This window comes from Mesorhizobium sp. B2-7-1 (genome assembly GCF_006440735.1).
GTDB lineage: Bacteria > Pseudomonadota > Alphaproteobacteria > Rhizobiales > Rhizobiaceae > Mesorhizobium.
On sequence record NZ_VFUA01000004.1, the window covers coordinates 25,736 to 44,342 of the forward strand.

18 protein-coding genes are annotated in these 18,607 nt (G+C 63.7%); 6 read left to right on the forward strand and 12 right to left on the reverse strand.

The window, feature by feature from the left end:
• Window positions 1–72: 72 nt before the first annotated feature.
• Window positions 73–315, reverse strand: coding sequence for a hypothetical protein (locus FJ471_RS02810; protein ID WP_224667529.1), 243 nt, complete (start codon window positions 313–315; stop codon window positions 73–75).
• 89 nt (window positions 316–404) lie between these two features.
• Here FJ471_RS02810 and FJ471_RS02815 point away from each other — a divergent pair, with 89 nt between their 5' ends.
• Window positions 405–2,474 (forward strand): ASKHA domain-containing protein, encoded by a 2,070-nt coding sequence (locus tag FJ471_RS02815; protein WP_140801649.1) that lies wholly within the window; start codon window positions 405–407, stop codon window positions 2,472–2,474.
• A 127-nt stretch (window positions 2,475–2,601) separates the two neighbouring features.
• On the opposite strand, the gene FJ471_RS02820 is transcribed toward FJ471_RS02815, so the two are convergent.
• The gene (locus FJ471_RS02820; RefSeq protein WP_224667531.1) at window positions 2,602–3,624 is read right to left on the reverse strand and encodes an acyltransferase; all 1,023 of its coding nucleotides are present in this window, start codon (window positions 3,622–3,624) and stop codon (window positions 2,602–2,604) included.
• A gap of 292 nt (window positions 3,625–3,916) precedes the next feature.
• Between FJ471_RS02820 and FJ471_RS34700 the strand changes: the two genes are divergently transcribed.
• A complete protein-coding gene (locus tag FJ471_RS34700) occupies window positions 3,917–4,102 on the forward strand; it encodes a hypothetical protein (protein WP_095765549.1) in 186 nt (61 codons plus the stop codon).
• Window positions 4,103–4,333: 231 nt separating this feature from the next.
• Complete coding sequence (locus tag FJ471_RS02830) at window positions 4,334–5,296, forward strand: alpha/beta hydrolase (RefSeq protein ID WP_140801650.1); 963 nt, start codon at window positions 4,334–4,336, stop codon at window positions 5,294–5,296.
• A 1-nt stretch (window position 5,297) separates the two neighbouring features.
• On the opposite strand, the gene FJ471_RS02835 is transcribed toward FJ471_RS02830, so the two are convergent.
• Window positions 5,298–6,197 (reverse strand): LysR substrate-binding domain-containing protein, encoded by a 900-nt coding sequence (locus FJ471_RS02835; RefSeq protein WP_040981895.1) that lies wholly within the window; start codon window positions 6,195–6,197, stop codon window positions 5,298–5,300.
• A 219-nt stretch (window positions 6,198–6,416) separates the two neighbouring features.
• Between FJ471_RS02835 and FJ471_RS02840 the strand changes: the two genes are divergently transcribed.
• The 3 genes from FJ471_RS02840 to FJ471_RS02850 all read left to right on the forward strand — a co-directional run bounded on the left by FJ471_RS02840 (window position 6,417) and on the right by FJ471_RS02850 (window position 8,336).
• A complete protein-coding gene (locus FJ471_RS02840; protein ID WP_140801651.1) occupies window positions 6,417–6,602 on the forward strand; it encodes a hypothetical protein in 186 nt (61 codons plus the stop codon).
• 350 nt (window positions 6,603–6,952) lie between these two features.
• A complete protein-coding gene (locus tag FJ471_RS35500) occupies window positions 6,953–7,087 on the forward strand; it encodes a hypothetical protein (protein WP_112099240.1) in 135 nt (44 codons plus the stop codon).
• Between the two features lie 310 nt (window positions 7,088–7,397).
• Window positions 7,398–8,336 carry a GlxA family transcriptional regulator gene (locus FJ471_RS02850; RefSeq protein WP_254633786.1) on the forward strand — a complete coding sequence of 313 codons (939 nt, stop codon included), beginning with the start codon at window positions 7,398–7,400 and terminating at the stop codon, window positions 8,334–8,336.
• Between the two features lie 17 nt (window positions 8,337–8,353).
• Here FJ471_RS02850 and FJ471_RS02855 read toward each other — a convergent pair whose 3' ends face one another.
• From FJ471_RS02855 to FJ471_RS02895, 9 genes are all read right to left on the reverse strand, one after another.
• A complete protein-coding gene (locus tag FJ471_RS02855) occupies window positions 8,354–9,145 on the reverse strand; it encodes an ABC transporter ATP-binding protein (protein WP_140801653.1) in 792 nt (263 codons plus the stop codon).
• Window positions 9,142–9,918: an ABC transporter permease gene (locus FJ471_RS02860; protein WP_181179122.1), complete on the reverse strand. Its 777-nt coding sequence runs from the start codon at window positions 9,916–9,918 to the stop codon at window positions 9,142–9,144. Before FJ471_RS02860 ends, FJ471_RS02855 begins: the two co-directional genes overlap by 4 nt.
• 61 nt (window positions 9,919–9,979) lie before the next feature.
• On the reverse strand, window positions 9,980–10,930 hold the full coding sequence (locus tag FJ471_RS02865; RefSeq protein ID WP_140801654.1) for an ABC transporter substrate-binding protein: 951 nt from the start codon (window positions 10,928–10,930) through the stop codon (window positions 9,980–9,982).
• A 113-nt stretch (window positions 10,931–11,043) separates the two neighbouring features.
• Complete coding sequence (locus tag FJ471_RS02870; RefSeq protein WP_140801655.1) at window positions 11,044–11,886, reverse strand: DUF1194 domain-containing protein; 843 nt, start codon at window positions 11,884–11,886, stop codon at window positions 11,044–11,046.
• 78 nt (window positions 11,887–11,964) lie between these two features.
• The gene (locus FJ471_RS02875) at window positions 11,965–12,906 is read right to left on the reverse strand and encodes a phosphoribosylaminoimidazolesuccinocarboxamide synthase (RefSeq protein WP_140801656.1); all 942 of its coding nucleotides are present in this window, start codon (window positions 12,904–12,906) and stop codon (window positions 11,965–11,967) included.
• 60 nt (window positions 12,907–12,966) lie between these two features.
• Complete coding sequence (locus tag FJ471_RS02880) at window positions 12,967–13,731, reverse strand: site-2 protease family protein (RefSeq protein ID WP_140801657.1); 765 nt, start codon at window positions 13,729–13,731, stop codon at window positions 12,967–12,969.
• A gap of 166 nt (window positions 13,732–13,897) precedes the next feature.
• Window positions 13,898–16,459: an FAD-dependent oxidoreductase gene (locus tag FJ471_RS02885; RefSeq protein ID WP_140801658.1), complete on the reverse strand. Its 2,562-nt coding sequence runs from the start codon at window positions 16,457–16,459 to the stop codon at window positions 13,898–13,900.
• A gap of 154 nt (window positions 16,460–16,613) precedes the next feature.
• Window positions 16,614–17,372: an FkbM family methyltransferase gene (locus FJ471_RS02890; protein ID WP_140801659.1), complete on the reverse strand. Its 759-nt coding sequence runs from the start codon at window positions 17,370–17,372 to the stop codon at window positions 16,614–16,616.
• Window positions 17,369–18,601 (reverse strand): hypothetical protein, encoded by a 1,233-nt coding sequence (locus FJ471_RS02895; RefSeq protein ID WP_140801660.1) that lies wholly within the window; start codon window positions 18,599–18,601, stop codon window positions 17,369–17,371. The genes FJ471_RS02890 and FJ471_RS02895 overlap by 4 nt, the downstream gene beginning before the upstream one ends.
• Between the last annotated feature and the right edge of the window lie 6 nt (window positions 18,602–18,607).

The following is an 18,607-nucleotide window of genomic DNA, read 5'->3' on the forward strand; positions in this document are numbered from 1 at the left end:
ATCGTGAGCCGCACCGCAAACAATGCCTGTCCGATCGCATCGTGGATGCGGCCGGACAGCTCTGCTTTGCGTTCAGGCCATGCCCAGTATGGCGTCGAACAGCGCCATTCCCGCCCACGATCCGAAGATGCCTGTCACGCCGCCGACGATGAAATCATCGTCATAGGCGGGCCAGTACGTGTGCAGCACCAGCGCGCCGACGATCGCGCCGACAATCCCGGTGGCGAGGTATTGCGGATTGCGCAGCCACGAGCCCTTGATCACGCGCACCATGGTGAAGGCGGTGAGGACGGCGGAGATCAGCAGATCCGACATGGTTGGCCCCTGGACCAACGGACTCTCCGCCCAATAGTAAAACGATCCGTTAAACGGCATCGGCAATTGCCATCGAGACACGTGCCAGCATGAATCCTCCCCCCCACATCACCGATCCGCTCGTGCTGTTCATGCCGTCGGGCAAGCGCGGCCGGTTCCCGGTCGGCACGCCGGTCCTCGATGCCGCGCGCCAGCTCGGCGTCTATGTCGAAAGCGTGTGCGGCGGCCGCGCCACCTGCGGGCGCTGCCAGATCGAAGTGCAGGAAGGCAATTTCGCCAAGCACAAGATCGTCTCGTCCAACGACCACATCTCGCCCAAGGGCGCCAAGGAAGAGCGCTACGAACGCGTGCGCGGCCTGCCTGAACGGCGTCGCCTCTCCTGCTCGGCGCAGATCCTCGGCGACCTGGTCATCGATGTGCCGCAGGACACGGTCATCAACGCCCAGACCATCCGCAAGGACGCCGACACCAGGGTGATCGCCCGCGATACGGCGATCCGCATGTGCTATGTCGAGATCGAAGAGCCCGACATGCACAAGCCGCTCGGCGATCTCGACCGGCTCAAGATCGCCCTGATGAAGGACTGGGACCTCAAGAACCTCGAATTCGACTTCTATCTGCTGCCGCAGGTGCAGGGCATCCTGCGCAAGGGCAATTGGGCTGCCACCGCCGCCATCCACAAGGATGCCGAGAGCGACATCGCGCGCGTCATCGCGCTGTGGCCCGGCCTCAAGAACGAGGCTTACGGCCTCGCTTGCGACATCGGCTCGACCACCATCGCCATGCATCTGGTGTCGCTGCTGTCGGGCCGCGTCGCCGCGTCTTCCGGCACCTCCAATCCGCAGATCCGCTTCGGCGAGGATCTGATGAGCCGCGTCTCCTATGTGATGATGAACCCCGACGGCCGCGAAGGCATGACGGTCGCCGTGCGCGAGGCGGTTTCCGGCCTCGTCGACAAGGTCTGCGCCGAAGGCAACGTCCAGCGCGCCGACATCCTGGATTCCGTCTTCGTCGGCAATCCGATCATGCACCATCTGTTCCTGGGCATCGATCCGACCGAGCTCGGCGGCGCGCCCTTCGCCCTTGCCGTCTCCGGCGCGGTGCGCATCAAGGCCTCCGACATCGGCTTGAAGCTCAACCAGGGCGCCCGCCTCTATATGCTGCCCTGCATTGCCGGCCATGTCGGCGCCGATGCGGCCGCTGTCACCCTGTCGGAAGGCCCGCACCGCCAGGACGAGATGATGCTGATCGTCGATGTCGGCACCAATGCCGAGATCGTGCTCGGCAACTCGACGCGCGTCGTCGCGGCCTCCTCGCCCACCGGTCCCGCCTTCGAGGGCGCCGAAATCTCTGGCGGCCAGCGTGCCGCGCCCGGCGCCATCGAGCGCGTGCGCATCGACCCGGACACGCTGGAGCCGAAATACCGCGTCATCGGTTCGGAACTGTGGTCGGACGAGCCCGGCTTCATCGACAGCGTGCAGGCGACCGGCGTCACCGGCATCTGCGGCTCCGGCATCATCGAGGTGGTGGCGGAGATGTATCTGGCCGGCATCATTTCCGAAGACGGCGTCGTCGACGGATCGCTCAGCATGCGCTCGCCGCGCGTCGTCGCCAACGGCCGCACCTTCTCCTACGTGCTGAAGGAGGGCGAGCCGAAGATCACCATCACCCAGAACGACGTGCGCGCCATCCAGCTCGCCAAGGCGGCACTCTATGCCGGCACCAAGCTGTTGATGGAAAAGCAGCTCACCGACCATGTCGACCGGATCCATTTCGCCGGTGCCTTCGGTTCCTTCATCGATCCGAAATACGCCATGGTGCTTGGCCTGATCCCGGATTGCGACCTCGACAAGGTCTCGGCCGTCGGCAATGCCGCCGGCGCTGGCGCCCGCATGGCACTGCTCAATCGCGGCTACCGCCGCGAGATCGAGGAAACGGTGAGCAGGATCGAGAAGATCGAGACCGCGCTCGAGCCGAAGTTCCAGGAGCACTTCGTCTACGCCATGGCGCTGCCGAACAAGGTCGATCCCTTCCCCAAGCTGTCGGCCGCGGTGAAGCTACCGCCGCGCAAGGCGATGAGCGAGGACGGCACCGCCGGCGATGCCACCCCGCGCCGGCGCTCCCGCGAGGAGCGCGCGGCACGGCGCGGCCGCGACTAAAGCATGTCTCCCGAAAGTGGGAACCGGTTTCGGATAAGGACATGCGTAAAATCAAAAACCTAAAGCGCAGGGAGCGAATCTGAAAGATCGCTGCGCGCTTTAAAGCAAGTTCAAGCGTGCAGCGAGTTCATTCCGCGGCCCCTGCGGCCGCGGCATTGCTTGCCTTGATGGCGGCCTTCGGGCGTTGCGGGTGCAGCAGCCCGATCAATGGTTTTTCGACGACCAGATAGAGCATCGCCGAGAGCGCGAGCGTGGCAACCAGGATCGTCGTCGGCTGCAGCGCCGCCGGAACTCCGGTCCTCAGGACGACTCCCGTCGCCAGGACGCCGACCACGACGTGCCACAGATAGATCGAATAGGACGCATCGCCGAGAAAGCTCGGCAAGGCGGCCGGCTTGAACGGCCGTGCCCGCTCGGCAAAGACCGCGCCTGCCACGATCAGCGCGGCCGGAGGCCCCCAACGCAAGGCACGAGGCAAATCGGCATCGAACAGCGGGCCGGCCGCAAACAGAAGGAATCCCGCGCCAGCCATCGCCAGCGCCACGCCGAGCGGCAGCCTGGCACCCTGGAGCCACAAGCGTCCCACGACGACGCCGGCCGCGAACTCGATCACGACTGGATCGGTGAAGGCCCGTGCGTATCCCGCGGGAAGGACGAAATGTAGCGCGACGATGGCGACAAGCGCACCGGTAAGGACACCGAACCGCCAGCGCTCGCCCATGAAGAGGACCAGTGTGAAAACGAGATAGAACATCATTTCATAGCAAAGCGTCCAACCCTGTATGACGATGGGATGCAGCGCGCCCTCCTGCAGGACCGGCAGGAAGAACAGTGAGCCGACGAAATTCGGGACACTGAAGAAATGACCGTAGAAGAACTGCGGCTTGAGCAGGATGCCCGCAGCGGTCAGCAGCGTGACGATCCAGTAGAGAGGCACGATGCGGGTGATGCGGCGCCCCATGAAACGCCAAGGGTTGGCCGGCCTGCCGGCGGTCGTCACCCACATGATGAAGCCGCTGATGACGAAGAAGACATCGACGCCGGCTGCTCCCACGTGGAACGGGCCGCCGAATTGTTCGCTGACGTGGAAGCAAACGACTGCGCACGCGGCAAGGCCGCGCAGATATTGAACACTATGAATGCTCGTCACGATGCCCTGACCCGTATCGCATCATGTTGCGGTGCACATGCCCACGCCGCATTGCACAATAACAAAGCAGCCGCTCGCCTCTGTCAACCGCCGAGGGCGGCTATCGGGATAGAAACCGGCATAGCAGCCTCGCAATTCGTTTGTATGCAAATGTTTCCGGATTCGCGCGATCCGGAAACCGAAACGCTGTTTTCGCGAAATCGATCCGATACATGCGTGAGCGATTTAACCGGACATCGAACGGCGGCTGCGGACAATCCGCGGCCGTCGCCGGTCTTCAAGGGAGATGAAAATGTCGATGTACGATAACCTCAGCCGCTTCGGTGTGACCATCAGGCAGGCTCACGCCAGGAACAAGGCGATCCGCGCGCTGAACAGCCTGCCGGCGCATGTCCAGAAGGATATCGGCTGGCCGGCTTCGCCGCCAAGCGACCCGCAGGCAGCCCTCCACGCGCTGCTTCTGGGCACGCCGCGCTGATGACCCTCGCCGACAAATGCAAACTGCTCGGCAAACGCCGGGGCCGCGACGCGGCCTCGGCGACCGACGATAACAATTGCGCGCGGCGCTGCTGCCGAAGCGGCGTTGACACTGGCCCCATCGGATCACACCGATGTGCCAGCGGCGAACCTTGAAATTTTTAACTGAGGTACAATCTTCGGATAGCAGGGGAATTCTCTTAGTCGGCTCCGCCGAGATCCGTGTATCCGCATGCCCAGTTTGAAAAGCCATCTCGTTTCATTCGTTCTGCGGCACAGCCGCAAGAAGGCGTTTTCCAGTCCCGAGAACCTCCAGCGCTGGATCGCCTACGCCCGCAAGACCGAGGACTATCATCCTCCGGCCTTGCTCAAGGCACGGTTGGACATCACCGAGACCGAAATCGACGGCTTTCCCGTCTATGAGATCACCCCGAAACCGGGCGAGAGCCGGCGCATCCTTTACATGCATGGCGGCGCCTATGTTTTTCAGATCACGTCCTATCATTGGGGGCTGATCGCCGAGATGGCCGAGCGTCTCGGTTTCGGCATCACCGTGCCGATCTATCCCATCGCGCCCGAGCATGATTTCCATGACATGTTCGGCATGGTCGGCGGCGTCTACCGGCGCATGCTCGAAGACACCGACGCCGAGGACATCGTCTTCATGGGCGATTCCGCCGGCGGCAACATGGCCGTCGTGCTGACCATGATGGCGGCCGAGGAGGGCCTGCCCTCGCCGTCGCGTCATGTACTGATCTCGCCCGGCCTCGACGTTTCGCTTGCAAATCCTGAAGTCTTCGAGGCCGAGCGGCAGGATCCGTGGCTGGGTATTCCGGGTGGGCTGGAAGCGGTGCGGCTCTACAGCGCCGGTTTCGACCGCAACGACTGGCACATCAGCCCGCTTTACGGCGACTTATCCGTGCTGCCGAAGACGCTGCTGTTGACTGGTTCACGCGACATGCTGACACCAGATAATCTCATCTTCGCCGAACGCGCGCGCGCTGCCGGCGTCGAGGTCGACCTGGTCTACGAGGAAGGCATGTTCCACGTCTGGCCGCTGATCGAGATGCCTGAAGCACGCCGCGCGCGCGACAGCATCGTCGACTTTCTTGCAACTCCGCCACCGCGACGGGCTCGCGCGCGGCGCAGGACAAAGGCTGCCTTCGCGGCCCGGCCCGCGCCGGCGGCCGAATAGTTCAGAACTTGCCGGTTTCGCGGAACAGTTCGAACGTCGCCCGGATGTGGTCGGCGACGGCCTTCACCGGCGCGCTGGCGTCCGGCGCCACCACCATGGCGAGATTGTAGGTGCCGATCTCGGGCATGCCGTCCTTGGCGCCCAGCGAGACCATCTCGTCGCCGAGGAACGACTTCGGCAGCGGCGCCACCGCGAGGTCAGCCATGATCGCGGCGCGCTGGCCGGCCGTGTGGGCGCTCATATAGGCGATACGGTAGTTGCGTCCCTCGCGCCCTAGCGCTTCAAGCGCTCCTGCCCGCCAGGCGCAGCCTTCTTCCCACAGCGACACCGGCAGAGGTTCACGCAGATGCGCGCAGCCACCCTTGGCGCCCGCCCATACGATCGGCTCGGTCAAAAGCACCTCGGCGCCGATCGCACTGGTCTTGTAGGAATTGGTGAGGAGCGTGATGTCGAGCGCGCGGTCGTCCATGCGGCGGCGCAGATTGATGCTCTGGTCGATGGTGACGTCGACGGCGATCGAGGGATGCGACTGCGCGAAACGCTTCAGCACATGCGGCAGCACACGCTCGCCATAGTCGTCCGGAGAGCCCAGGCGCACCACGCCGACAATGTCGGGGATGATGAACTTCGACACCACTTCGCGGTTGATCGACAACAGCCGGCGCGCATAGCCGAGCAGCATCTCGCCATCGGTGGTCAGCGTCACCGAACGCGCATCGCGCGCGAAGACGGAACGGCCGAGGATGTCCTCCAGCTTCTTGATTTGCATGGAGACGGCCGACGGCGTGCGGAACACCGCATTGGCGGCGGTGGTGAAGCTGCCGGTCTCGGCGATCGCCACGAAAGTGCGCAGCACATCGAGATCAAGCAGCGGCAAAGGATGATTGAGCGGGGCGTTCATGGCAGGCTGCCTTCAATTTTTCTGATGCAATCCATCATTCCATTTCGTTTGATTGAACATCACTCCGGGCGCATAGTCAACTCGATCGATGCGGGATGCTGCCAAAAGCAGCCATCAAACGACCCCGACACAGTCCTGCAATCAACACGAAATGAAGCTGAAACAGACCTGACTTAACGCAATGACGGGCGCCTCCCTGCCCGCATAGAGGAGAAAGAAATGTCTATCCTGTCGTCCATTGGTCGGCTTGCGACCGAATTCAGCGCGGCCCGCGCCCGCTACCAGACCGAACGCGCCATCCATGCGCTGCCGATCGAACTGCAGAAGGATATCGGCTGGCCGGAAGCCGCGGATGCCAAGCCCGGCTTGCGCCTCGGCGTCGGAAGCTGGGCCGGAGCGAAGTAATCAAGTGTGTATGGAGTTCTGAAGGCCTGCCGCGTCAGCTCGGCAGGCCTTTTGTTCGTTTTGAGCCTTTTTGTTTGCATTCAAACAACTTTTCCAGCCATGCGGCCGCTGCATGACGCATATGAACCACTCGCATAGCGGGTTAATTTGCAAATTAAAGCACTGTAGATAATAGGAAATTTTAGGCAGCCTGCACAATAACGTCGCAAATCATGTCGCTTTTCATATCAAGCGCTTCGTTTTTGCGATTTAGTTTTTGCTGAAGCAGGCCTATATGAGCGTCAGCAAAAACGAGCTGCCCCACTCCTTAAGCGAAGGCGACCCGTCTGAGCAACCAAATGGAGATGATGATGAAGCTCTTTGCCCGCCTGTTTGCCCGCCGCGAAATGAACCTGACGACCGCCCTGGAGCGTCAGCGCCTCGCCAAGACCATGCCCGGCCAGACCGGTGCCGTGGCTGCTGCCCGTCTCGGCTTCATTGCCTAAGACAATCCGGCCCAATAAGTTGAATTCAACGCCGCCCGGCTCCGCCGAGGCGGCGTTTTCATTTGAGCGCGGACACCTGCCGCCCGTGCAGCGGCGCGCTGCGGTTGCACGCATTGCCCATTTGCGACCCATGTCGCAAATATAATCTTCACTTAGCCGCCTACCCGATTGACAGGAATGGTTTTTCCTGTTGTCGCTATGCTGTTCGCGACATCCTGTTCGCGTCATGGCTGCGTGAGGTTTCCCCGTGAATGCCGTAAAGCATGCGATCAAGAGATCGTTTGTATTCTTCCTCATTCCCGATTTCACCATGATCGCCTTCGCGACGGCGCTTGATCCGCTGCGCTCCGCCAACCGGATGCTCGGCTACGAGGCCTATCGCTGGCGGCTGGCCAGCATCGACGGCAAGCCGGTGCGCGCCTCGAACGGCGTCGAATGCGCCGTGAACACCTCGCTCGAGGAAGAGCGCAAGAAGATGGCCGGGCCGGATCGGCCGAACATGGCGATCGTCTGCAGCGGCATCAATGTCGAGCGCTACCACAACAAATCGGCCTTCGCCTGGCTGCGCGAGGAGTATAATCGCGGCGTCGCCGTCGGCGGCCTGTGCACCGGCGCGCATATCCTGGCCGCAGCGGGCCTGTTGTCCAACAAGCGCTGCGCCATCCATTGGGAGAACCTGCCGGGCTTTTCCGAGGCGTTCCCGAAGGCCAATGTCTTTGCCGACCTCTTCGAGGTCGACCAGAACGTCTACACCTGCGCCGGCGGCACCGCAGCGCTCGACATGATGCTGAAGCTGATCGGCGACGATTTCGACGAAAGCCTCGTCAACCGCGTCTGCGAGCAAGTGCTGACCGACCGCGTGCGCAGCCCGACCGACCGCCAGCGCCTGCCGCTGCGCGCTCGCCTCGGCGTGCAGAATTCCAAGGTGCTCACCATCATCGAGCTGATGGAGGCCAATCTTTCCGAGCCGCTGTCGCTGATCGAGATCGCCGATCATGTCGATCTGTCGCGCCGGCAGATCGAACGCCTGTTCCGCACCGAGATGGGCCGGTCGCCCGCCCGCTACTATCTGGAGATCCGGCTCGACCGCGCCAGGCACCTGCTGATCCAGTCGTCGATGCCGGTGGTCGAGGTGGCGGTGGCCTGCGGCTTCGTCTCCGCCTCGCATTTCTCCAAATGCTACCGCGAGCTTTACGCCCGCTCGCCGCAGCAGGAGCGCGTCGACCGCAAGCAGCTGCTGGCGGCATAACAGGCAGGCGCGGTTCTCTATACGGATTGCGTCTGCGCCGTCCGCATCGCCTCGACGCGGATGTCTTCGGTGAGCTGCGCCTTGAGCGCCGAGAATTCCGGGCTGGTCTTCAGCGTATAGTGGCGCGGATGCGGCAGGTCGACCGGCACGTCCGACTTGATGCGGCCGGGCCGGGCGCTCATCACGATCACCCGCGACGCCATGAAGATCGCCTCCTCGATGTCGTGGGTGACGAACAGCACCGTTTTCTTGCGCCGTTCCCAGATGCCGAGCAGCAATTCCTGCATCAGCCCGCGTGTCTGGTTGTCGAGCGCGCCGAACGGCTCGTCGAGCAAGAGGATCGCGGGATCGTTGGCCAAGGCGCGCGCGATCGCCGTGCGCTGCTGCATGCCGCCCGACAGCTGCTTCGGCCAATGGTTCTCGAAACCTTTGAGGCCGACGAGATCGACATAGGAGGCGACGATCTCGTTGCGCTCGCGCTCTGGCCTGCCTTGCTCGCGCAGGCCGAAGCCGATGTTTTCGGCGACTGTCAGCCAGGGAAACAGCGTATAGGACTGGAACACCATGCCGCGGTCCGGTCCGGGCCTCGTGACCGCCTTGCCGTCGAGCAGCACGCGGCCGGTGCTCGGCGCTTCAAGCCCGGCGACGATCCTGAGCAGCGTTGACTTTCCGCAACCGGACGGTCCGAGGATAGTGATGAAATCATTGGCCGCGACCGCGAGGTCGACGGGCTGCAGCGCTTGCACCGGCTGCCCGCCCCTGACCCCGTCAAAGGTCCGTGAAACGCCCTCGATCAGCAGCTTGCTCATGCCAGGCTCCATGGATAGAGCCAGCGGTTGAGCGCCTTGAAGGCGAAATCGGACAGAAGCCCGATCAGCCCGATGACGATGATGCCGAAGATGATCTGCCCTGTCGCCAGCCGCGACTGGCTGTTGATGATCATGTAGCCGATGCCCGACGATGAGCCGATCAGCTCGGCGACGATCACATAGGTCCAGGCCCAGCCGAGCACCAGCCGCAGCGTCTCGGCGATCTCCGGCGCATTGGCCGGCATGATGACGCGCTTGACGATGCCGTTGTCGGTGGCCCCCAGCGTATAGGCGGCTTCGACCAGGTCGCGGCGCGTGCCGCCGACCTTGACCGCGACGATCAGAATGATCTGGAACACCGAGCCGACAAAGATTACCAGGAGCTTTTCCAGCTCGCCGATGCCGGCCCACAGGATGAGCAGCGGGATGAAGGCCGATGCCGGCAGGTAGCGCGCAAACGACACGAACGGCTCGAGGAAGGCTTCGACCGGCTTCCAGGCGCCCATCGCGATACCGATCGGCACCGCGACGATCGACGCCAGCACGAAGCCGCCGAAGACGCGCCAGATGGTGATCAGGATATCGAGCCAGAAACGGTCTTCGACGAGCAGCCGCCAGCCGTCCTTCAGCATCGACAGCGGATCGGCGAGGAAGATCCGGTTCACATGGCCGCCGAGCGTGATCCATGCCCAGAAGGCCACGAACAGCACGAAGAAAGCGATGCCGAGCACGGTTCGCGTGCCCGGCGCAACGGGATGCAAGGGACGCAGCATCAGGCCCTGTCCTCGAAAGAAGGGATAGGCGGCGCGGTGCCGCCGATCGGGTGATGCGCGATCAGTTGGCCACCGCGCTGGTGTCGGCGAGCGTCGACACATCGGGCGCTTCCTTGATCAGCCCCATCTGCAGCAGCAGCTCGCCAGCCGTCTTGGAAAAGTCCTGGAAATCCTTGGTGAAGAACTGCTTGTTCTCCGCCTTGTCGGCCCATTTCAGGTACTTGGCCGAATCCTCGAACTCCTTGGCCGACTGCTTCACGTCGGCGCCCATGATCTCATAGGATTTCTGCGGGTCCTTCTTGATCATGTCGAGCGCGTCGAAATAGCTGTCGGCGAGCGCCTTGGCCGCGTCGGGATTGGCCTTGAGGAAGTCCGGTGTGCAGCCGACCGTATCCATCACCATCGGATAGTCGAGCGTGGTCGCCAGGATATGGCCCTGGTCGGCCTTGTCGCGCACGGCCGAGATGAAGGGCTCGTAAGTGACGGCGGCATCGTTCTGGCCGGCGAGGAAGGCTTGCGCCGCCGCGTCGGGCTCCAGATTGACGACGGTGACGTCCTTGGTCGACATGCCGTTCTTGTTGAGCACCCAGGCGAGCAGGAAGTAAGGCGACGTGCCGGGCGCGGACGAAGCGACGTTCTTGCCCTTGAGATCGGCGACGCTCTTGATGTCGTTGCGCACGACGATGCCATCGGCGCCATAGGATTTGTCGAGCTGGAAGATCTGCTTGGTGGTGACGCCGCTGGCGTTCCACACCATCCAGGTCTCGACCGTGGTCGCCGCGCATTGCAGGTCGCCGCTGGCGATGGCCAGCGGACGGCTCGCCTGCGGCACTTTCTTGAGCGTCACGTCCAGCCCGTGCTTTTCGAAAAGCCCGGCCTGCTTGGCCAAGGTCAGCGGCGCGAAGCCGGTCCAGCCGCTGATGCCGATGGTGAGCGAGGTGGCTGCCATCGCCGGCGCGCTGAGCACCGCGACCGCCGTCAGCGCCGCCGCGAAGATGGAGGTTCTGTTCATTGTGGTTCCCCTTTTTTTGTGGTGGAGCGCAGATTGTCTCACAGACGCCAAAAGGCTTGTCAATGAAGCAGAAGCCGCACTCGACCTTGGTCCAGTCCGACGCTTCCGATCCGTCACGGCATGCCCCAGCCGCGATTGCGCCACATCTTCTCGCCGGCCAGGCAGTCGGCGGCCGGCTTGTCGTCGGCGAGCACGACCGGCGGATGCGCGGCCTCTTCCGCCGCCCATTGCGGCGAGGCGGGGCCAGCAAGCTCGAGCACCAGCTTGCGGCGGATTGCTTCGGGGAACTGCGTCCAGTCATTGACCGGGATCATGAAGGCGCCCGGCCCGCCGATGACGCAGTCGCTGTAATAGCGGTCGAGATTTTCCACATCGAAGGCGCCGCTGAACCTGCCGCGGGTCATCAGCGGCAAGCCGTTGATGGTGATGCCTTGTTTGACCACCCCGTCGCGTGTGAGGTTGACGGGCGCGCCCTGGTTGTTGGGCCCGTCGCCCGAGACGTCGATGACGCGCTTCGTGCCCTGAAAACCGCTCTCGGCGAACAGGTCGCTGCCGAAGGTCAGCGCGCCGGAGATCGAGGTCCGCCGGGCGCTGTCCGGCGGGCGGGCGTTGAGCTGAGCCACCACCTTCTCGGCATCGTCGCGATTGGCGATCACCGTCCATGGCACGACGACGCGCTGCCAGGTCGTGCCTGCCCATTCGACATAGGTGACGGCGATCTTGCCATAGGCGCCGTCGGCGATGGCCTTCAGCACGTTGTCATGCGTCAGCGCCGCCGCATAGCCATGACGCTGGATCTCCAGTTCCGCCGGCGACATGGAGAGCGATACATCGACCGCCAGCACCAATTCGACATCGACTGGCTCTGCGGGAGATGCTGCCGGTGTCAGCCAGAGCGCCAGCGCCAACGCGGCACTGCCTGAAAGGATATGCCTTGCGCGGGCATAAGCAGACATGGGGGAAGGTTAGGCGAAAATCGCCGCATGCAAAAGCTGGGAATCCGGGGCATCGGATTTCCACCGGCGCGGACCTTGCTAAAAATACCGCGCGAGGTTCGAACGAATGCGCTCCAGCACGGTATCGCCGGAAAGGTCGGGCACGAATTTCGCGCCGGTGATCGCCTCATAGGCCTGGATATAGACCGCCGAGGCCTGATTGACGATCTCGTCGGGAATTTGCGGGATCGGGTCCTTGTAGGGATCGCATCGCGCCGACACCCAGGAGCGGACAAAATCCTTGTCGAAACTCTGCGGCCTCCCGCCGCTTTCGAACGCCCGGTCGTAGGTCGAGGCGATCCAGTAGCGGCTGCTGTCGGGCGTGTGGATTTCGTCCGCAAGCACGATAGTGCCGTCCGGCGCGGTGCCGAACTCATACTTGGTGTCGGCCAGGATCAAGCCGCGTTCGGCGGCGCGCTGCTGGCCGCGGGCGAACAGCTGCAGCGCATGGCGAGACACGGTGTCCCACTGCGCCTGCGTGAGAAGCCCCTGCTCGATGATTTCCGCCTCCGACAGCGGCTCGTCATGGCCGCCGCTTGCGGCCTTGCTGGTCGGCGTGATGATCGCTTCCGGCAGCTTTTCGTTGTCGCGCAGCCCGTCTGGAAAGGTATGGCCGTAGAAGCTCCGCTCGCCCTTCCGGTACTTGGTCAGGATCGAGGTGCTGGTGGTTCCAGCCAGATAGCCGCGCACGACCATCTCGACCGGCAGCATGTCGAGCCGCGTGCCGATGACGACATTGGGGTCGGGATATTCCAGCACGTGGTTGGGGCAGATGTCGGCGGTTTCCTCGAACCAGTAGCGCGCCGTCTGGGTGAGCACCTCTCCCTTGAACGGGATCGAGGCCAGGATGATGTCGAACGCGCTCAGACGATCGGTGGCGATGATGATGCGGCGGCCGTCCGGCAGATCGTAGTTTTCGCGCACCTTGCCATTGTAGCGATTGGGCAATTCGGGAATGAAGGCGTCGGACAGGATGCGCATGGGGCGTGTTGCTTTCGCGGGCTTCTGATGCGGCCACATAAGCCGCTGGCCCCCTGCACATCAAGCCGGATGCTGCGGAGCGGGCTTCTTATTGCCGGCAGCGCGGAACGCTCGCCAGTTCGGCCTGAAGGAAGGCGGAATCCACAGCAGGATTCCGGCTGTGGCCGCAGGCACAATGACCGCGAAACGCAGGATCGAAAGCAAGACGCCGCAGAAGCCGACGATCCGCACAGCGGTATCTGCGCCGAAGCGCGGCGCCAGCAGATGCCTGGCGATCGCCCCGCCATCGAGCGGATAGGCCGGAAGGAGGTTGAGGATGGCCAGAACCGCGTTCACCAAGGCGCCAAACCAACACGTCCAGGCAAGAAGCGTGTCCGGTCTGGGAGGCGGCGAACTGAAAAGACCAGCCGGCTCGACAGGCAATAAAGGCCGGGCAAAAAGGTAATAGGCAGCGGCAAAGCCCGCCGCCAGGACGATGTTCAGCAAAGGCCCGGCGAAGGCGATCCACGCCCAGCCATAGGGCGAGGCCATACCGGGCTTGAACCAGGCAATTCCGCCGAAGAGGTAGAGGTCTATCCGTTGGGTGCCGATGCCGCGCCGTCGCGCTGCCCAGACATGGGCAAGTTCATGCAGGAACACCGACAGGAACAGAAGCACGGCGAATATGACGGTATGGGTCAGCGCGGTCTGCGGACGCCTCGACCACTCATGCAGGAACGGCAAGATGGCTGGAATGGCAAAGGTCCAGCTGACATGAACGGGAATGTCTCCGTTCATCCTGAAGACGAACGCGTCGTTCTTGCTGTCCCAGCCGAACCGTTCCAAGCCTGCCTACTCCACCCTGCGCAACGCTAGAGCAATTCCAGGAAAAGTGTGAGCGGTTTTCCGTCCGGAATTGCGCTAAAACAAAGAGATAGACTGAGAATCTCGGCCCGCACAAAGCAAAAGCCCGACCGAAGCCAGGCCTTGCATCTTTCTGTGTCCGCGATCCTCAGCTTCTCGGCTTGAGGTTCTCCGGGTCGTAGAGCGGCTTGTAGCCGACGCCAGCCACCTCGACCGGATAGGTCTCGCCGAAATACTCGACCTGCAGCTTGCGGCCCTCCTGGGCGAAGGCCCAGGGCAGATAAGTGAGCGCGATGTTCTTGCCGATGGTCGGTCCATAGGCGACGGAGGTGGTGAAGGAACGCCGGCCGAGCTCGTCGACCAGCGTCTCGCCGGTCGCGGGATCCTGCACCGGCATGATGCCGACCGGATAGCGCGCGACGCCCTTGGAATCGGTGTTCTCGGTCATCACCAGCGTGCAAAGCATGGCCGGCTGGTGCTCGCGGGCGCGGTATTCCACATGCTTGGCCTTGCCGCAGAAGTCGTTCTCCTTGACCTTCGGACGGGCAAGGTCGGCCTCGAGCAGATTGTACTCGGTCAGAAGGTCGGCATTCTGCAGCCGCAGGCTCTTTTCCATGCGGCGCGTGTTGGCATAGGTCTCGACGCCGAACGGCATGACGCCGGTCGAGCGCAGCGCGTCCCATACGGCAAGGCCGTCCTCGTAGCGCATATGCAGTTCCCAGCCCTGCTCCCCGACATAGGAGATGCGGAAGGCGGTGACGTCCTTGCCGCCGATCTTGATCGGCTTGATCGCGGCGAAGGGGAAGTTCTCGACTGAAAGGCCTTCCGGATTCTCGACCACTTTCTGCAGTGTCGTGCGCGCGTTCGGACCCCAGATGCCGATGGTGACATACTTCTCGGTCACGTCGGTGACGGCGGCATCGAAGCCCTTGTCCTGCGCGGTGCGCTGCATGTAGCGGAAGTCGCGCGGGCCGGCATCTGCGCCGTCGATCACACGGCAGCGGTCGGCCATGCGGATGACGGTGAAGTCGGCCCGCACCATGCCTTCCTCGTCGAGGAAGTGGGTGTAGATGCCCTTGCCGATGTTGTTGTCGCCGCCGATCTTGGCCGCGCACAGCCATTCGAGCAGCGCGACATGGTCGGGCCCTTCAACGTCGTACATCGAGAAGTGCGAGAGGTTGACGATGCCGCAATCCTCGCTCATCGCCAGGTGCTCGGCGTTGGAGACGCGCCAGAAATGGCGGTTGTCCCACTCGTTCTCGCGCACCGGCACGCGGTTGCCGTACTTCTCCAGGAGATGCTCGTTGGCGGCATAGCCATGCGCGCGCTCCCAGCCGCCCAGCTCCATGAAATAGCCGCCGAGCTCCTTCTCGCGTTCCCAGAAGGGCGAGCGGCGGATATTGCGGCCCTTCGAAAACGGCTCGCGCGGATGGACCGCCGGATTATAGACCTTCATCGCCGTCTCGGTGCAGCGATCCCAGATGAACTGTTCCTGCGTCTGATGCGGGTAGAAGCGTGAATAGTCGATCTGGTGGTGGTCGATCTCGGTGCGGCCGTCGGTCATCCAGTCGGCGATCAGCTTGCCCATGCCCGGGCCGTCCTTGACCCAGATGGCGACGGCATACCACAGGCCCCTCACCTTCTGGCTCTCGCCCATGGACGGGCCGCCATCGGTGGTCACCTGCAGCAACCCGTTGAAGGAGTGGCCCTCATTGTAACCGAGCTCGCCGAGGATCGGCGTCAGCTCCATGGCGCGCTCCAGCGGCGCCATGATCTGCTCCATGTCGAGGTCGCGCTGCGATGGCGACAGCCGCGCCTGGTCCTTTTCGAGGAGATCGCGCGGGTGGCAGAGGCGCGGATTGGTTTCCTCGTAGTAGCCCCATTCGATCTGCCCGCCCTCGGCGGTCTTCGGATCGCCGGTGTCGCGCATATAGGCCGAGTTGCCCTGGTCGCGCAGCAGCGGCCAGCCGATCTCCTTGCCGGTGCCGGCAAACTCATTGTAGGGGCCGAAGAAGGTCAGCGGATGGTCGATCGGCATGACCGGCAGGTCTTCGCCGACCAGCGCCGCGGTGAGCCGGCCCCAGATGCCAGTGCAGACCACGACGTAATCGGCCTCGATCGTGCCGCGCTCGGTCACCACGCCCTTGATGCGGCCGTTCTCGACGATCAGCGACTTGGCCGAAGTGTTGGCGAATGCCTGCAGCTTGCCACTGGCGACACCCTGGTCGACCAGCTTGCCGGCAACGGTCTGCGAACGTGGGATGACGAGGCCGGCGTCGGGGTCCCACAGGCCGCCCTGCACCAGATGCTCCTCGATCAGCGGGAATTTTTCCTTGATCTCGGCCGGCTCGATCAGACGCGCGCGCGTGCCGAAGGATTTGGCCGAGGCGATCTTGCGCTTGATCTCGTCCATGCGGGCATCGTCGCCGACCCTCGCCACTTCGAGGCCGCCGACGCGCGCGTAGTGGCCCATTTTCTCGTAGAAATCGATGGAGTAGAGCGTCGTCCAGCACGACAGGAAATCGTGGCTGGTCGTGTAGCAAAAGTCCGAGGCATGCGCCGTCGAGCCGATATCGGTGGGGATGCCCGATTTGTCGATGCCGACGATGTCGTCCCAGCCGCGCTCGATCAGGTGATGGGCGACCGAAGCGCCGACGATACCGCCCAGGCCGACGATGACGACCTTCGCCTTTTTCGGAAACTCTGCCATTGCCCGCGACTCCAAAGCGATAGACGGGCGCGTGTGCGCCCCTTCGAATGGCGCACAATATGCAGAGGACGCGGATTGAGCTACCGCCTGTTTGCGACACGCCGCAGGTGCGGCGCGACCCAACGCGCTGAGCAGTCACCCTAGACGAATTGGCTCAGGCGAAGGCCCAGACGTCCTCGGCCTGGAAGCCGACCTGGTAGCCGGCGGTCTTGAGCTTGACCACAACCTCGCCGATCTCGGCGGCCGGCAGCGCGCCGACCTCGATCTTGATCATGCCGGGGCGGTAGCGCTCGAGGTCGAGCTGCTCGAACACCATCCAGTCGGCGCCTTCGCAATCGACCAGGAAAGCGTCGATATGGGCAATGCCGTTGCGGTCGAGCAGCGTCTGCAAGGTCTCCGACGGCACCTCGATGTCCTTCAGATGCGGCGCGAACTTGTTGAAGTTGGCGTCGGCCCCGCCCCAGGCGTTCTTGCCCGACATCAGATTGGTGTCGGTGACCGACGAGCAGCCGATGAACTCGATCGGCAGCGTGCCGGCTTCCAGCGCCGCGGCATCGAAGGTGTGGACCGTGATCGTGCCCTTGGTCCTTGTCACCGCCACCGGCTCGATGACGAAGCGGCCGGCATCCGGGTAATTGGCGCGAAGCCGCTTCTGATTGTAGGGGATCGGCTCGACCAGCATGGCGCGCGCGCCGGGGATCCGGTGCAGCCAGGGCGTCACGTCATCGAACAGCGCGCCGTCGCAGGCGCCGACATTGACCATCTGGAACGGCCGGCCATTGCCACCGAAACGCGCCCGGAACGCCGCCTTGGCGAGGAACTTCGTGCCGTGCAACGCCGGCCCGCGATCGAGCAGGCTCGCAGGCAGGCCGAGCGACAGGAGAATGCGCGCGAAGCTGGAAAGCGAGCTCATGACTTGTCTCCGGGAATGACCTGCGGCGCCGCGCGGCGCCCGCCTTGGCTCGCCGCGGCCCACAGAGCCATCAGCGGCGCGGCGAGCAGCAGGAAGGGCGGCAGAAGATTGGGGAAATAGATGCGGGTGTCGTGGATCGGGAAGACGGCGAACTTCGCCAGCACGCCGAGCACCAGCGCCGCCAGCAGAATGCCGGCGCGGCGGTCGAGTTGGAAGCCAGCACGGTTCAAGCCGAACCAGCCCGCCAGTGCCAGGACCGAAACACCGACCCAGCTGTTGACGCCGATGGCGCGCACCACCGACGCGGCGAAGGCCTTCAGATAGGCAGCCACCGAAAACGGCGGCTCGAACCCGACCATGTTGTAATGTTGCTCGATGCTGGAAAACCATAGATGCGGCCACCAGCCGGGATGCTGCGCCCAGTGCGAAATGGCGAAATAGGCGATGAATGAGGCAGCGAAACCGGCCAGCGCGCCCCATGCCTTCTCGCGGAACGCGACGAGCAGCACCGCGAAAATGGCGAGGAAGACGATGTTGTCGGGCCTGGCCATGAAAGCCAGGAAAAGCAGGACCGCCGTCGCCGCCTCGCGCTTGCGCACATAGGCGAAGAGCCCGCCGAGGAACAGCGCCGAGCACAGCAGATCGGGCGTCGAGGCCCGCGCCGCATCGCCGAAATCGGCCATGATCAGCACCGCGCCGACGACCGGCGCCAGCGCCAGCGCGCCTTCCGCGCGCAGCCAGGCGAGCGTGATGACGCCGGACAGAAGCACCGCGAACACCTGCACCAGCCGCATCGCCTCGACCGGCGAGACGACATGGCTGAGGTTGGACAGGATCTCGGCATAGAGGAACTTGATCCGGTACATGCCGAGCAGCGAATGGAAGTCGGCCGCGTTGTCCGCCATGTGGCTGCGGAAGCCGCCGCCGTCGTCGGTCAGCGTCTTGTAGTCACCGGCCGACACGCCGGTCTTGACCGTGCTGTAGGCATAGTCGTGCAGCGCCTGCGGATCGGGATAGGTGCCTTCCTCGGCGATCGCCAGATAGGGCAGCATGTCCCAGTTGGCGTCGGGCATGAACCAGGCGGTCGCAGCGGTCAGCAGGATATAGAGCGAGAAGGCGACCGCGCCGATCGACGCGCCCCATTTTGCGTAAACCCCCTCGCCCCACGCCAGGCCGGCGCCGGTCAGCCGTTCCAGCGGATTGGTCGGAGCGGACGGCCTGGTCAGCATGCTCGG

Excerpts from the sequence above, each read along its gene's own strand:
- FJ471_RS02810 (WP_224667529.1), bottom strand. The coding sequence starts at position 315 with ATGTCGGATCTGCTGATCTCCGCCGTCCTCACCGCCTTCACCATGGTG.
- FJ471_RS02815 (WP_140801649.1), top strand. The coding sequence starts at position 405 with ATGAATCCTCCCCCCCACATCACCGATCCGCTCGTGCTGTTCATGCCG.
- FJ471_RS34700 (WP_095765549.1), top strand. The coding sequence starts at position 3,917 with ATGTCGATGTACGATAACCTCAGCCGCTTCGGTGTGACCATCAGGCAG.
- FJ471_RS02830 (WP_140801650.1), top strand. The coding sequence starts at position 4,334 with ATGCCCAGTTTGAAAAGCCATCTCGTTTCATTCGTTCTGCGGCACAGC.
- FJ471_RS02835 (WP_040981895.1), bottom strand. The coding sequence starts at position 6,197 with ATGAACGCCCCGCTCAATCATCCTTTGCCGCTGCTTGATCTCGATGTG.
- FJ471_RS02840 (WP_140801651.1), top strand. The coding sequence starts at position 6,417 with ATGTCTATCCTGTCGTCCATTGGTCGGCTTGCGACCGAATTCAGCGCG.
- FJ471_RS35500 (WP_112099240.1), top strand. The coding sequence starts at position 6,953 with ATGAAGCTCTTTGCCCGCCTGTTTGCCCGCCGCGAAATGAACCTGACG.
- FJ471_RS02850 (WP_254633786.1), top strand. The coding sequence starts at position 7,398 with ATGATCGCCTTCGCGACGGCGCTTGATCCGCTGCGCTCCGCCAACCGG.
- FJ471_RS02855 (WP_140801653.1), bottom strand. The coding sequence starts at position 9,145 with ATGAGCAAGCTGCTGATCGAGGGCGTTTCACGGACCTTTGACGGGGTC.
- FJ471_RS02860 (WP_181179122.1), bottom strand. The coding sequence starts at position 9,918 with ATGCTGCGTCCCTTGCATCCCGTTGCGCCGGGCACGCGAACCGTGCTC.
- FJ471_RS02865 (WP_140801654.1), bottom strand. The coding sequence starts at position 10,930 with ATGAACAGAACCTCCATCTTCGCGGCGGCGCTGACGGCGGTCGCGGTG.
- FJ471_RS02870 (WP_140801655.1), bottom strand. The coding sequence starts at position 11,886 with ATGTCTGCTTATGCCCGCGCAAGGCATATCCTTTCAGGCAGTGCCGCG.
- FJ471_RS02875 (WP_140801656.1), bottom strand. The coding sequence starts at position 12,906 with ATGCGCATCCTGTCCGACGCCTTCATTCCCGAATTGCCCAATCGCTAC.
- FJ471_RS02885 (WP_140801658.1), bottom strand. The coding sequence starts at position 16,459 with ATGGCAGAGTTTCCGAAAAAGGCGAAGGTCGTCATCGTCGGCCTGGGC.
- FJ471_RS02890 (WP_140801659.1), bottom strand. The coding sequence starts at position 17,372 with ATGAGCTCGCTTTCCAGCTTCGCGCGCATTCTCCTGTCGCTCGGCCTG.
- FJ471_RS02895 (WP_140801660.1), bottom strand. The coding sequence starts at position 18,601 with ATGCTGACCAGGCCGTCCGCTCCGACCAATCCGCTGGAACGGCTGACC.